The organism is Halopseudomonas xiamenensis, from assembly GCF_014219065.1.
Lineage (GTDB): Bacteria > Pseudomonadota > Gammaproteobacteria > Pseudomonadales > Pseudomonadaceae > Halopseudomonas > Halopseudomonas xiamenensis.
Window position 1 is genome coordinate 1 of the sequence record NZ_JACLGO010000012.1, and the last position, 12,929, is coordinate 12,929.

Sequence of the window (12,929 nt, forward strand, 5' to 3'; positions counted from 1 at the left end):
CAGTCTCTGCTCAACCAAGGCCGCGCATTCTACGCCAACCTTCTGATCTGTCAAGTGTTTTTGTGAGGCAATCTGCACGCTCACCACCTGAAGATCCGACCTGAAACCATCTTGCCGTTCCGGGCCAGGGAGGCGCATTCTACAGGACTAAACCCCTGTGTCAACGCCTTCCGTTCAATCCGTTCTCACCGGTCACTGGCTGTTCGAAACCTTGTCCGAACCACCCTGGCGGTGAGCGGCGCATTCTACGCCGTTTCGCTTGTCTGTCAACTGGAAAATCACCCTGAGCACATCGTGCAAAACAGGATAACCCCTTGATTTAATTGAGGTTTTCAAACCCCAACGCGACAAGCGAGGGGCGCATTATAGGCCCGACAGTTTTGCCGTCAAGCGCTTTTCACGGTAATTCTGGCAAATTTCTTCTTGCCGGCCTGACAGACATGTTCCGAGCCCAGCTGGAACACGAATTCTCGATCCACTACCTGGCCATCGACCTTCACCGAGCCGGCGCTGAGCAGATCCCGTGCCGCCGCCGCATTCTTCACCATACCGGCCTGGTTCAGCACCGCCGATATCGGCAGATCCGCTGCTGATTCGATAACCACTTCCGGCAGATCCTCCGGCAGCTCGCCATCCTTCAACCGATTGCCTGCCGAACGATGGGCACTGACTGCAGCCTCTTCCCCATGAAAGCGTGCCACCAACTCTTCCGCCAGCTTGATCTTGATATCCCGCGGGTTGGCTCCCGCCTCGACATCGGCACGCAGGCCAGCGATCTCCTCCATACTGCGGAAACTGAGCAACTCGAAGTAGCGCCACATCAGCGTATCGGGCATGGAGACGATCTTGTTGTACATCACCCCCGGCTGATCGTTGATCCCGACATAGTTACCAAGGGACTTGGACATCTTCATTTCGCCATCCAGCCCGACCAGCAACGGCATGGTCAAGGTGATCTGCGGCTCCTGTCCATACTGGCGCTGCAACTCCCGCCCCATCAGCAGGTTGAACTTCTGATCGGTACCACCCAGCTCGATATCGGCGCGCATCGCCACCGAGTCATAGCCCTGGATCAGCGGATAGAGGAATTCATGAATGGCGATCGACTGCCCACCCTTGTAGCGCTTGTCAAAATCGTCCCGCTCGAGCATCCGCGCCACTGTGTACTTGCCGGCCAGCTGGATCATGTCCGCAGCGGAAAAATCATCCATCCACTGCGAGTTGAACATCACCTGGGTACGCTGCGGATCGAGAATCTTGAATACCTGTTCCTTATAGGTCTCGGCATTGTCCAGCACCTGCTCGCGGGTCAGCGGCGGGCGAGTGGCGTTCTTGCCACTGGGGTCGCCGATCATGCCGGTGAAGTCACCGATCAGGAACAGCACATCGTGGCCCAGCTCCTGGAACTGGCGCAGCTTGTTGATCAGCACCGTATGCCCCAGATGCAGATCAGGAGCCGTCGGGTCGAAGCCGGCCTTGACGCGCAGCGGAGTGCCGCGCTCCAGCTTGGCTCGCAGCTCGGCTTCCACCAATATTTCGTCCGCCCCGCGCTTGATCAGCGCCAACTGCTCGTCAACCGGCTTCATGCTTGATTCCTGTTCAGTGAAGTTTGATAAAGGTCAAAGAAGAAAGGGGAGAAACGATACAACATTGACGACCAAGATTAAACTTGACCCGGCGATGCAGCCGACCCGTGACTAGCACAGACTTGAAAATGACGCCGAAAACCTGACGGACGGGTACGCAAAAACCTTGCCTTAAGGCACTTTCGGTTATAATTTAGCAAGTTACTTCACTTTTCACAGAATCAACCAGAAGAGCGCTTATGGGTCATCACAAGTCAAAGTCACCGCGCTACCCGAAAAGCCACCTGATGGCTGCCAGTGGTATCGCCGCCGCGCTGAGCATTTTTCTGCTCGTCATCCCCACAACCGAAGTCGAAGCCAAGAAAACCCTGGTCCAGCTCGACCTGCAGGAACTGCGCCTGGAAGCGTCAGAACCTGCGCTCTCTGAAGAGTTGGATGCCCTGATCAGCGAAACAGTCACACTCACCTCGCCGCTGGAGCTGACCAGCACTTCCGAGTCCATGCATACCACCGCCTCGCCGGAAGTCGTGCAGGCAGGCATCAGCCTGCAACCGGTAGCGGTCGAGCCCGTCGCATCCGTCGCAGCACCTGCCCCGGAGTGGAACAGCGTGACCGTGGCACCCGGCGATACCCTGTCCATCCTGTTCCAGAATGCCGGACTGTCTGCCAACACCCTGCATGCGGTGGTCAACAGCAGCAAGGACGCCAAGGCATTCACCCGCCTGCGCGTCGGCCAGGAGGTCGACTTCAAGATGGATGACGAGGGCCAACTGCTGGGTATGCGCTCCAAGCTCAACAGCCTGGAAACCATTCGCATCGACCGCGATGGCGACAGCTACGCGTTCAGCAAGGATGTCATCGAGCCCGAGGTCAGCACCCGCTTCGCCAACGGCAGTATCGACAGCTCACTGTTCCTCGCCGCGCAGAATGCCGGCCTGTCGCACAACCTGACCATGCAGATGGCGAACATCTTCGGCTATGACGTGGACTTCGCCCGTGAAATCCGCCAGGGCGACAGCTTCGAAGTGCTGTTCGAAGAGAAACACGTCGACGACCAGCGCGTCGGTACCGGCAATATCCTCGCCGCCCGCTTCACCAACCGCGGCAAGACCTATACCGCCGTACGCTATACTGACCGCAACGGCCAGAGCAGCTATTACCGGGCAGACGGCACCAGCATGCGCAAGGCGTTCATCCGCACGCCGGTCGAGTTCGCTCGCATCAGCTCACGCTTCAACCCTGGCCGCCGCCACCCGGTGCTGAACAAGATCCGCGCGCACAAGGGTGTCGACTATGCAGCCGCCACCGGTACGCCGATCAAGGCCACCGGTGATGGCCGCGTGGTGCATGTCGGGCGCAAGGGCGGCTACGGCAACACCGTGGTGATCAAGCACGGCCAGACCTACCAGACCCTGTATGCACACATGAGCCGTTACGCCTCGGGCCTGCGCGCGGGCAGCAACGTATCCCAGGGCCAGGTGATCGGCTATGTCGGCGCCACCGGTCTGGCGACCGGCCCGCACCTGCACTATGAGTTCCAGGTCAATGGCACCCACGTCGACCCGCTCAGCGTCAAGCTGCCGGCATCCGATCCCATTCCGCAGAGCGAGCGCACAGCCTTCATGACACTGAGCAATCAGTTGATGGCCAGCCTCGATCAGCAGGGTGCGACCCAACTGGCCCAGCTGGACGACTGAGTGAGCGCGCTATATGTCGGCATCATGTCAGGCACCAGCCTGGATGGTGTCGACATTGCCCTGACCGCCTTTTCCCCCACCTCACCACGCGCCACACTCGTTGGCGCACTGTGCCTGCCACTTCCTCCCGACCTGCGCAACGACCTGCTTGCGCTGTGCCAGCCCGGCGACGACGAGATCCACCGGGCCGGTATCGCCGGTCAGCAATGGGCGCGCCTGGCGGCGCAGGGTGTACACCAGTTGCTGCAGCAGCACGGCATCAGCGCCAGCCAGGTCTCGGCTATCGGCAGCCATGGGCAGACCATTCGTCACCACCCGGAATCCGGTTTCAGCGTGCAGATCGGCGCTCCTGCGCTGCTCGCGGAACTGTGCGGGGTCGATGTAATCAGCGATTTTCGCAGTCGCGACCTGGCCGCCGGCGGCGAAGGTGCGCCGCTGGTCCCGGCCTTCCATGCCTGGCTGTTGAGCGATCCACAACAGTCCAGGGTGCTGATCAATATCGGCGGCTTCGCCAATCTGACCCTGCTCAGCGCAGACAATCAGGTGTGCGGCTTCGACAGCGGTCCCGGCAACGTATTGCTGGACCACTGGATACAGCGCCATACCGGCCAGTTGTTCGATGCCGATGGCGCCTGGGCACGTAGCGGCCAGGTGATCCCCGAGCTGTTGGACAGGCTATTGCAGGACCCCTACTTCGGCCGCGCGGCACCCAAGAGCACCGGTCGCGAGTACTTTCACCCCGCCTGGCTGCAGCGACAGCTCGATGATCGCCAGGACCACCCGGCCGACGTGCAGGCCACCCTGCTGGAGTTGACCGCACGCAGTATCACCGAGGCGCTCGCCAGTTGCCCGCAGCAACCCGAAGCGGTGTATATCTGTGGGGGTGGCGCACGCAACGGCTGGCTGATGGAACGCCTGCAGCAGTTATTGGCGCCCCAGCTGGTACATAGCACTGCAGTGCTGGGAGTGGACCCCGACTGGATGGAAGCCATGGCTTTCGCCTGGCTGGCCTGGCGCTGCGAGCTGCGCCAGAGCGGCAACCTGCCTGCGGTCACCGGGGCCAGCGGGGAACGGATTCTGGGGGCGATCTACCCGGCCTGAGATACCGGCCGAAACCTCAGATGGAGAATGACGAGCCACAGCCACAGGTGGTGGCGGCGTTCGGGTTGTTGATGACGAAGCGCGAGCCTTCCAGCCCCTCCAGGTAGTCCACCTCGGAGCCGGCCAGGTACTGGAAGCTCATCGGGTCCACCACCAGACGCACACCACCACGCTCGATGACGGTATCGTCCTCGGCCAGTTCGTCATCGAAAGTGAAGCCATACTGGAAACCGGAGCACCCCCCACCAGTGACGAATACGCGCAGACTCAAGCGCTCGTTACCCTCCTCCTCGATCAGCGAGCGGACCTTGTCCACCGCGCTATCGGAAAACTGCATGGGAGCAGGGGTAAAAACTTCAGCACTAGACATACATCCTCCGGCGGCAGTGCCGCAGCACAACAAGCCGGCTATTATCCGTTTGCCCGACTCTTTTGGTCAACTACTCTTGAATTCGCGTCGGCCCGCCAGCTCGCCGGCACCGGCATCGGCGCGCCCGTCGCCAAGATAATGCAGCTGGCCATTGATCTGCGCGCCGGACACCATCTCCATGAACCGGTAGTACAGATCACCGTCTATCCGCGCCTCGGCATCCAGCTGCAAATGCTCGAAGGCATGCACGTCGCCGACGATCACACCATTGACCACCACGCTCGGCGCCTTGATGATGCCCTCGACGTAGCCTTCCTGGGCAACGAGGACCAGGCCTTCTTCCGCATCGATGTTACCGATCACCCTGCCATCCACCTGCACCGCACCACCGAAGCGCAGGTCGCCGCGCACTTCGGTGTCTGCGGCAATCACCGTGGTCTTGCCAGCATACTGGCTGAGCGTGGTGTTCTTGCGTCTGTCCAGTTTCAACATCAGGATCCGACTCCCGTCTCAGTCCATTCCACGGTCTGTTCCAGCAACAGCTTACCGTCATGCTCGACTTTCAGGTGTACCCGCTCGGGGACAAATCCCACCGGCAGCATCAACTCGGCCTCGCCGCCATTGGCCGGTACCACCTGGAAATAGCGAAAATTCAGCGCCAGTGTCTCGGTGCGGTCAGCCGTGAGTTCTGCCAGTGGAATCCGCACTTGCTGGTCATCCTGGCGCCCCTGCACCTCGATCCCCAGGGTCGCCTGCACCGTATCGCTTTCATTGCCGACCCGGCTGACCATGACCTTGTAGCGGAAAACCCCGGGCACGTCCGTGCGCTGCAGCTCAAAAGCCTGAATCCGTACCCCCGGAGCCATGGCATTGGGCGCCAGCGCACCCTGGTACTGGGCCAGATCCTGCTGCAGACGAAACAGCTGCTGCTCGAGATCGGTGATCACCTGCTGGCCATCAGTGACGGACTGGCGGGCGACCAGCAGGTCCACCTCCAGTTGCTGGTGGCGCAGGCGCGTATCCTCGAGTTCGGCCTGCATGCCGGCCCGCTCCTCGCGCAGGCGCTGGTAGTCCTGCATCTGCGCCGAGTGCATCGCCGCCGTCCAGCCCAGCCAGCCACACAGCGGCAGGCCGGCCAGCAACAGCCAGACAGGCAGGCGCCGGCGCGGCGGCGGGTTGGCCGGGCGCCGTTCGATACTCTGCTCGGTCAGGGGCTGGTCGACCTTTTCGCTATCCATCAGGGCATGAGCGCCGGCTGTTGCAAGCCCAGACTCTCGTCCAGCCCCAGGGCGATGTTCATGTTCTGGATCGCCTGCCCGGAGGCGCCCTTGACCAGGTTATCGATCACCGACAGCACCACCACCAGATCACCATCCTGCGGCCGGTGCACCGCCAGGCGGCAGACGTTGGCACCGCGTACGCTGCGGGTCTCCGGATGGCTGCCGGCCGGCATGACATCGACGAAGGGCTCGTTGGCATAGCGCTGCTCGAACAGCTGCTGCAGATCGACGCTGCGGTCCGGCACATGGGCATACAGGGTGGAGTGGATGCCGCGAATCATCGGCGTCAGGTGCGGCACGAAGGTCAGCCCGACCTCGCCGCCGGCGGCACGCTGCAGGCCCTGTACGATCTCCGGCAGGTGCCGGTGTCCGGGTACGCCGTAGGCCTTCATGCTTTCGGTGGTCTCGCAGAACAGCGAAGCGACCTTGGCCCCGCGACCGGCACCGCTGACGCCGGACTTGCAGTCGGCAATCAGGTTGTGCGGTTGCGCCAGGCCGGCTTCCAGCAGCGGGATCAGACCCAGTTGCACCGAGGTCGGATAGCAGCCGGGCACGGCGATCAGCCGGGCGCTGCGGATCGCCTCACGGTTGACCTCGGGCAGACCGTAAACCGCCTCCTCCAGCAGCTGCGGCGCACCATGCGGCTGACCGTACCACCTGGCCCACAGCTCGGCGTCGCGCAGGCGGAAATCCGCCGACAGGTCAATGATGCGGGTACCGGTGGCCAGCAGCTCGCCGGCCAGTTCGTGAGCTACGCCATGCGGGGTGGCGAAGAACACCACATCGCAGCGACCGAGGGTCTCGGTATCCGGGACGCTGAAAGCCAGGTCATCGTAATGGCCACGCAGGTTGGGGTACATGTCCGCTACCCGTACGCCTTCTTCCGATCGCGAGGTAATGATCTCGACACGTGCCTGCGGGTGTGCCGCCAGCAACCGCAGCAATTCGACACCGGTATACCCGGTTCCCCCTACAATGCCTATCTTGATCATTTCACGCCTCGATTCTATTAACATGGCCAACACGGGCCTGTCCGACCCCAAGCCCTCTATGATAAAAGCGCTGCGGGAAATTACCAGCGCGCCATAACGTCAAACCAGGAGCCTCACGTGTATCTATGGATCAAAGCCTTTCACATCATGGCCGTCATCACCTGGTTCGCCGGGCTGTTCTACCTGCCACGACTGTTCGTCTACCACGCCATGAGCGAAGACCAGACCAGCCGCGAGCGCTTCAAGATCATGGAGCGCAAGCTGTACCGCGGCATCATGACACCCTCCATGCTGGTCGCGGTCGGGCTCGGCATTGCCCTGCTGGTACTCATGCCGCAGTGGCTGCAGCAGGGCTGGTTGCATGCCAAGCTGACGCTGGTAGCCCTGCTGGTGGTCTACCACTTCCTGTGCGGTGCACAGCTGCGGCGCTTCGCCAATGACAGCAATACCCGCTCCCATGTGTTCTACCGCTGGTTCAACGAGGCGCCGGTGCTGGTGCTGGTCGGCGCCGTGTTGCTGGTGGTGCTCAAGCCGTTCTAATCCGCCATCACCGCCCGGTGGCGGGCCCAGTCGCGCAATGCCTGGATACGCTCGGCCATGACCACCGACAGCGGTGAGGTCTCGCTGAGCGCCGCCAGTACGTGGGCCTGCCCGGCCTCTTCCTGACGGGCCGCGGCACTGTAGACCGCGGATACCACCGCCTGTTCGATCTCGGCCCCGGCAAAACCTTCACTGGCCACCGCCAGCGCGGTCAGGTCGAAGCGCTCGACCGGCAGCTCGCGGCTGCCGAGGTGGATACGGAAGATGTCCTCACGCACCCGCGCATCCGGCAGGTCGACGAAGAACAGCTCGTCCAGCCGGCCCTTGCGGATCAGCTCCGGCGGCAGCTGCATCACGTTGTTGGCGGTGGCCACCAGAAATACCCGGCTGCGGCGTTCGGCCATCCAGGTCAACAGGGTGCCCAGCACCCGCCGCGACACGCCCTGGTCGGCGCCATCATCGGCCAAGCCCTTCTCGATCTCGTCGATCCACAGCACGCAGGGCTCCATGGCATCGGCCATGGTCAGTGCCTCGCGCAGGTTCTTCTCGGTTTCACCGATGTACTTGTTGTACAGCGCCGCGAAATCCAGCCGCAACAGCGGCAGGCCCCACAAGCCGGCCACGGCCCGCGCTGCCAGGCTCTTGCCCGAGCCCTGCACACCGGCCAGCAATACCCCCTTGGGCATGTCCGCGGCCGCACCGGGGCGATTGAAGGCCGCCTGGCGGTCGGCCAGCCAACGCTTGAACTGCGCCAGGCCGCCGACGTCGGCAAAGCGTGCGGTATCCTGCTCGAAACTCAGCACACCCTGCATGTCCAGCAGGCTGAACTTGGCGCGGTTGAGCACCGGCAGGTCTTCCTGGGTGATCGCCCCGTCGTCGACGATCAACTTGCGCGCCAGCAGCCGTGCCTCCTCATGGGTAACCCCGCGCAGGTTGCGCACCACCTGTTCCAGGGTGCGGCTGTCGGTACGCACCCGCCGCCCCTGGTTGCGTTCGGTCCAGCGCGCCGCTTCCTCGCGGATGATCGCCGCCAGTTGCTCATCCGAGGGCATGCTCAGGCTGATACGCGCCGCCAGCCGGCGCAGTTCCGCTGGCAGCGGCAGCTCATGGCTGACCAGCAGCAGGGTCGGCGCCTGCTCGGCCGGGTCCATGGCGATCATCTTCAGCAGCCGGACCAGTCGTGGTGACTGCATGAACGGGTGCAGGTCGCAGAACACGAACAGCGCCGGCTCGCGTTGACGGCGAACGTAGTCAAGCGCCTGCTCCGGGTCGCCGAGATCCTCGGCGCTATCGATCGCGGTACCGAAGCCCAGGCGCTGCAGACCCTCGACCTGGTTCCAGGTATACCAGGTCTGGCTGCGCTTGACCGCCAGCGTGGCAATCGCCTCGAGCACGCGCAGCTCTTCCCAGGATTCGATGACGATCAGGCGGACCCGGGAGTCCAGTACCAGCCCCAGATCATGGATATCATTCTTCATTACGCATCCCGGCCCTGTTCCATTCCGTCGGTGGTTGGTTAAACTGGACGACACTACCACCGATAACGAGGAGCACACAGTGGATTGTCTGTTCTGCAGCATTGCCGAAGGCAAGATCCCGTCAAAGAAGATCTTCGAGGATGATCGCGTCCTGGCCTTCCATGACATCAACCCCCAGGCTCCGGTGCATTTTCTGGTGATCCCGAAAAAGCATATCGCCACTCTGAACGACATGACAGAGGAAGATTGCGAACTGGTTGGCTACATGAACTATGTCGGCCAGCGCCTGGCCCTGGAGCTGGGTTGCGAGGGCGGCTTTCGCACCGTGTTCAACTGCAAGGAAATGGGCAGCCAGACGGTCTACCACATCCACCTGCATGTGCTGGGCCAGCGGCAGATGGGCTGGCCTCCGGGTTGAAGCCCGACGACCCACACTGCAACCGGTTTCAGGAGAGATGACATGAGTACCCGCCAATACAGCCTGTTCGACCGCCTGCTGTGCCAGTCCGAGCAGGCCATGCGCACCCTGGTGCCGGGCGCGGCCCAGGCCGGGCGGCCATCACCGGCACAGCACCTGCGTGCCGATGCGGTCACCGATGAGCAGCGCCGGCATGTGGCCGGGCTGATGCGCATCAACCACACCGGCGAGGTCTGTGCCCAGGCCCTGTATCAGGGCCAGGCGCTGACCGCCAAGCTGCCGGAGGTGCGCGGCCAGATGGAGCAGGCCGCCGCCGAGGAGATCGACCACCTGGCCTGGTGCGAGCAGCGCCTCGGCGAGCTGGGCAGTCGCACCAGTCTGCTCAATCCGCTGTTCTATGGGCTGTCCTTCGGTCTTGGCGCGGCGGCCGGCAAGATCAGCGACCGCATCAGCCTGGGCTTCGTCGCCGCTACCGAGCAACTGGTGGAGCGCCATCTGGACGATCACCTGCGCCAGTTACCGGAAGACGACCTCAAGTCCCGAGCGATCCTCGAACAGATGCGCGAGGATGAGATAGAGCACGGCAGTCAGGCGCTGCAGGCCGGCGGGGTGGTCTTCCCGCGGCCGGTGAAGGCGGCGATGAAGCTGATGTCCAAGGCCATGACCAGCGTCACCTACCGCATTTAAAGCTCTCCCCCTCTCCCCCAACCCCTCTCCCGCAAGGGGCGAGGGGAGACTCGTGCCTGCACACTGGAAGCGCGCACACTGCACGATGAAACGCCAGCATCTCCAGCGCATCTCAGTCGATCTCGACGATCTCATAGTCGTGGGTGATCTCGACCCCGGCACGACCGAGCATGATCGAGGCCGAGCAGTATTTCTCGGCGGACAGTTCGACGGCGCGCTTGACCTGCGCTTCCTTCAACTGTTTGCCAGTCACCACGAAGTGCACGTGGATCCGGGTGAACACCTTGGGCTCACTGTCGGCGCGCTCGGCTTCCAGCAGGGTGTGCACGTCACGAATGTCCTGGCGGCCCTTTTTCAGGATGCTGACCACGTCATAGCTGGCACAGCCACCCAGACCAATGAGCACCGTCTCCATCGGCCGCACGCCCATGTTGCGCCCACCGGCTTCCTCCGGCCCGTCCATGACGATGGTATGGCCACTGCCCGATTCGCCGAGAAACATGGCGCCGTCTACCCATTTGATATGCGCTTTCATTCCGCTCTCCCGCTGCAATGCGTTGTTCGCTGGCGGCGGAGAATAGCACACCGCCGGCACAGCGGCAGATGCTGGCCATTCCACCGAAAACTGGACATAATCCGGATTGGTCTCATGAAGAGGCTGCAAGGATGCCCATGTTTGCATGGTCTGCCCGATCATATATGACAGGATGACAAGAATGGTTGCTCTTTCCCTGCCCCCCAAGATAAAGAATCTCGATGCGTTTCTGGGACAGTGTTATCGCCGTCGCTTCGCCCCGCGCAGCACCATCATTCACGCCGGTGACATTTCCGACCGCCTGTACTACATCGTCAAGGGCTCGGTCACCATACTGATCGAGGACGATCAGGGTCGCGACATGATCATCGCCTATCTCAACCAGGGTGATTTCTTCGGCGAGATGGGTCTGTTCGACGAGGAGCAGGTCGAGCAGGACCGCAGCGCCTGGGTCAAGGCCAAGACCGAATGCGAAGTGGCCGAACTGACCTACGCCAAGTTCCGCGAAATCACCGAGCGTGACCCGGAACTGCTCTACGCCGTGGGCCGGCAGATGGCCGACCGCCTGCGCCGCACTACCCGCAAGGTCGGCGACCTGGCCTTTCTCGATGTCACCGGCCGTGTCGCCGCTACCCTGCTCGAGCTGTGCAAGCAGCCTGACGCCATGACCCACCCCGACGGCATGCAGATCAAGATCACCCGCCAGGAAATCGGCCGCATCGTCGGCTGCTCCCGCGAGATGGTCGGGCGCGTGCTCAAGACCCTGGAAGAACAGGAGCTGATCAGCGTCAAGGGCAAGACCATGGTGATCTACGGCACTCGCTAGGGCCTGCAGCCGGTGTCTGCCTGAGGTACAATCGCCGGACACTTTTCATCCGGCGAGGCAAGCATGGGACTGAACAACGAGTGGATGCAGCGGGACATTTCGGTGCTCTGGCATCCCTGCACCCAGATGAAGGATCACGAACACATGCCAATCATCCCGATCCAGCGGGGCGAGGGCGTGTGGCTGCATGATTTCGACGGCAATCGTTATCTGGATGCGGTCAGCTCCTGGTGGGTGAACATCTTCGGCCACGCCAATCCGCACATCAACCAGCGCGTCAAGCAGCAGCTCGACACCCTCGAACACGTCATTCTTGGCGGTTTCTCGCACCCGGCGGTGATCGAGCTGTCGGAGCGTCTGGTGGCGATGACGCCGGCGCCGCTGACCCGCTGTTTCTACGCCGACAACGGCTCCTCGTGCATCGAGGTGGCGCTGAAGATGAGCTTCCATTACTGGCTCAACAGCGGCAAGCCGCAGAAGAAGCGCTTTGTCACCCTGTCCAACAGCTATCATGGCGAAACCCTGGCCGCCCTCGCGGTGGGCGATGTGGCCCTGTACAAGGAGACCTACGAACCGCTGCTGATGGACGTGATCACCGTACCCTCACCGGATTGCTACCACCGCGAACCGGGCAGCAGCTGGGAAGAACACAGCCGGCTGATGTTCCAGCACATGGAGCGGACGCTGGCGGAAAACCACGAGCAGGTCGCCGCGGTGATCGTCGAGCCGCTGATCCAGTGCGCTGGCGGCATGCGCATGTACCATCCGGTGTATCTCAAACTGCTGCGCGAGGCCTGCGACCGCTATGGCGTGCACCTGATCCACGACGAGATCGCGGTCGGCTTCGGCCGCACCGGCAGCATGTTCGCCTGCGAGCAGGCCGGCATCAGCCCGGACTTCCTGTGCCTGTCCAAGGCGCTCACCGGCGGCTACCTGCCAATGTCCGTGTGTCTGACCACCGATGAGGTGTATCAGGCGTTCTATGACGACTACGAGACCCTGCGCGCCTTCCTGCACTCGCACAGCTACACCGGTAACCCGCTGGCCTGTGCCGCGGCGCTGGCGACCCTGGAGCTGTTCGAGCAGAGCGACGTGATCGCCAGCAACCAGGCGCTGGCCGCGCACATGGCCAAGGCCACTGCGCATTTCGCCGAGCACCCACATGTCGCCGAGGTGCGCCAGACCGGCATGGTGCTGGCCATCGAGATGGTCCAGGACAAGGCCAGCCGCACCCCCTACCCCTGGCAGGAGCGTCGCGGCATCCGCGTCTACGAGTACGGCCTGCGGCATGAAGCGCTGCTGCGTCCGCTGGGCAGTGTGGTGTACTTCATGCCGCCCTATATCATCACCCCCGAGCAGATCGACCACCTGGCCAGCGTCGCCTGGGAAGGTATCGAGCAGGCCACCAGGAACTGACCG

14 protein-coding genes are annotated in these 12,929 nt (G+C 62.6%); 7 read left to right on the top strand and 7 right to left on the bottom strand.

Features of this window, described 5'->3' with window-relative positions; translation table 11 throughout:
• Nucleotides 1-386 precede the first annotated feature (386 nt).
• Nucleotides 387-1,586 carry a tyrosine--tRNA ligase gene (gene tyrS, locus H6X51_RS09755; protein WP_185267359.1) on the bottom strand — a complete coding sequence of 400 codons (1,200 nt, stop codon included), beginning with the start codon at nucleotides 1,584-1,586 and terminating at the stop codon, nucleotides 387-389.
• 239 nt (nucleotides 1,587-1,825) lie between these two features.
• On the opposite strand from tyrS, the gene H6X51_RS09760 reads away from it, so the two are divergent.
• Both H6X51_RS09760 and H6X51_RS09765 read left to right on the top strand, forming a co-directional pair.
• Entirely contained in the window at nucleotides 1,826-3,283 is a 1,458-nt protein-coding gene (locus H6X51_RS09760; protein ID WP_185267360.1) for an OapA family protein, read from the top strand.
• Nucleotides 3,284-4,384: an anhydro-N-acetylmuramic acid kinase gene (locus H6X51_RS09765; RefSeq protein WP_328795653.1), complete on the top strand. Its 1,101-nt coding sequence runs from the start codon at nucleotides 3,284-3,286 to the stop codon at nucleotides 4,382-4,384.
• Between the two features lie 16 nt (nucleotides 4,385-4,400).
• Here the strand turns inward: H6X51_RS09765 and erpA are convergent, their stop codons facing one another.
• The 4 genes from erpA to argC form a co-directional block, all read right to left on the bottom strand.
• Complete coding sequence (gene erpA, locus H6X51_RS09770; RefSeq protein WP_185267361.1) at nucleotides 4,401-4,754, bottom strand: iron-sulfur cluster insertion protein ErpA; 354 nt, start codon at nucleotides 4,752-4,754, stop codon at nucleotides 4,401-4,403.
• 66 nt (nucleotides 4,755-4,820) lie between these two features.
• A complete protein-coding gene (locus H6X51_RS09775; RefSeq protein ID WP_185267362.1) occupies nucleotides 4,821-5,246 on the bottom strand; it encodes a bactofilin family protein in 426 nt (141 codons plus the stop codon).
• Entirely contained in the window at nucleotides 5,246-5,992 is a 747-nt protein-coding gene (locus H6X51_RS09780; protein WP_185267363.1) for a DUF6776 family protein, read from the bottom strand. The genes H6X51_RS09775 and H6X51_RS09780 overlap by 1 nt, the downstream gene beginning before the upstream one ends.
• Complete coding sequence (gene argC / locus H6X51_RS09785) at nucleotides 5,992-7,026, bottom strand: N-acetyl-gamma-glutamyl-phosphate reductase (protein ID WP_185267364.1); 1,035 nt, start codon at nucleotides 7,024-7,026, stop codon at nucleotides 5,992-5,994. The genes H6X51_RS09780 and argC overlap by 1 nt, the downstream gene beginning before the upstream one ends.
• A gap of 117 nt (nucleotides 7,027-7,143) precedes the next feature.
• Here argC and hemJ point away from each other — a divergent pair, with 117 nt between their 5' ends.
• Complete coding sequence (hemJ, locus tag H6X51_RS09790) at nucleotides 7,144-7,566, top strand: protoporphyrinogen oxidase HemJ (RefSeq protein WP_185267365.1); 423 nt, start codon at nucleotides 7,144-7,146, stop codon at nucleotides 7,564-7,566.
• On the opposite strand, the gene H6X51_RS09795 is transcribed toward hemJ, so the two are convergent.
• The gene (locus H6X51_RS09795) at nucleotides 7,563-9,044 is read right to left on the bottom strand and encodes an AAA family ATPase (protein ID WP_185267366.1); all 1,482 of its coding nucleotides are present in this window, start codon (nucleotides 9,042-9,044) and stop codon (nucleotides 7,563-7,565) included. The genes hemJ and H6X51_RS09795 overlap by 4 nt on opposite strands.
• Nucleotides 9,045-9,123: 79 nt before the next feature.
• Here H6X51_RS09795 and H6X51_RS09800 point away from each other — a divergent pair, with 79 nt between their 5' ends.
• Both H6X51_RS09800 and coq7 read left to right on the top strand, forming a co-directional pair.
• Entirely contained in the window at nucleotides 9,124-9,462 is a 339-nt protein-coding gene (locus H6X51_RS09800) for a histidine triad nucleotide-binding protein (protein WP_328795654.1), read from the top strand.
• A gap of 42 nt (nucleotides 9,463-9,504) precedes the next feature.
• Nucleotides 9,505-10,149 (top strand): 2-polyprenyl-3-methyl-6-methoxy-1,4-benzoquinone monooxygenase, encoded by a 645-nt coding sequence (gene coq7, locus H6X51_RS09805; RefSeq protein WP_185267368.1) that lies wholly within the window; start codon nucleotides 9,505-9,507, stop codon nucleotides 10,147-10,149.
• Between the two features lie 112 nt (nucleotides 10,150-10,261).
• Here the strand turns inward: coq7 and H6X51_RS09810 are convergent, their stop codons facing one another.
• Nucleotides 10,262-10,684, bottom strand: coding sequence for an OsmC family protein (locus tag H6X51_RS09810; RefSeq protein ID WP_185267369.1), 423 nt, complete (start codon nucleotides 10,682-10,684; stop codon nucleotides 10,262-10,264).
• Between the two features lie 181 nt (nucleotides 10,685-10,865).
• On the opposite strand from H6X51_RS09810, the gene crp reads away from it, so the two are divergent.
• Together crp and H6X51_RS09820 are read left to right on the top strand one after the other, a co-directional pair.
• Nucleotides 10,866-11,510, top strand: a complete 645-nt coding sequence (gene crp / locus H6X51_RS09815) for a cAMP-activated global transcriptional regulator CRP (RefSeq protein WP_185267370.1) — start codon at nucleotides 10,866-10,868, stop codon at nucleotides 11,508-11,510.
• Between the two features lie 63 nt (nucleotides 11,511-11,573).
• Nucleotides 11,574-12,926, top strand: a complete 1,353-nt coding sequence (locus H6X51_RS09820) for an adenosylmethionine--8-amino-7-oxononanoate transaminase (protein WP_185267371.1) — start codon at nucleotides 11,574-11,576, stop codon at nucleotides 12,924-12,926.
• The last annotated feature ends 3 nt before the right edge of the window (nucleotides 12,927-12,929 follow it).

Bases quoted from the DNA above. Each gene is read 5' to 3' on its own strand.
- H6X51_RS09820 (WP_185267371.1), top strand. From the start codon at position 11,574: ATGGGACTGAACAACGAGTGGATGCAGCGGGACATTTCGGTGCTCTGG.
- H6X51_RS09775 (WP_185267362.1), bottom strand. From the start codon at position 5,246: ATGTTGAAACTGGACAGACGCAAGAACACCACGCTCAGCCAGTATGCT.
- tyrS (WP_185267359.1), bottom strand. From the start codon at position 1,586: ATGAAGCCGGTTGACGAGCAGTTGGCGCTGATCAAGCGCGGGGCGGAC.
- crp (WP_185267370.1), top strand. From the start codon at position 10,866: ATGGTTGCTCTTTCCCTGCCCCCCAAGATAAAGAATCTCGATGCGTTT.
- H6X51_RS09795 (WP_185267366.1), bottom strand. From the start codon at position 9,044: ATGAAGAATGATATCCATGATCTGGGGCTGGTACTGGACTCCCGGGTC.
- H6X51_RS09810 (WP_185267369.1), bottom strand. From the start codon at position 10,684: ATGAAAGCGCATATCAAATGGGTAGACGGCGCCATGTTTCTCGGCGAA.
- H6X51_RS09780 (WP_185267363.1), bottom strand. From the start codon at position 5,992: ATGGATAGCGAAAAGGTCGACCAGCCCCTGACCGAGCAGAGTATCGAA.
- H6X51_RS09760 (WP_185267360.1), top strand. From the start codon at position 1,826: ATGGGTCATCACAAGTCAAAGTCACCGCGCTACCCGAAAAGCCACCTG.
- erpA (WP_185267361.1), bottom strand. From the start codon at position 4,754: ATGTCTAGTGCTGAAGTTTTTACCCCTGCTCCCATGCAGTTTTCCGAT.
- argC (WP_185267364.1), bottom strand. From the start codon at position 7,026: ATGATCAAGATAGGCATTGTAGGGGGAACCGGGTATACCGGTGTCGAA.
- coq7 (WP_185267368.1), top strand. From the start codon at position 9,505: ATGAGTACCCGCCAATACAGCCTGTTCGACCGCCTGCTGTGCCAGTCC.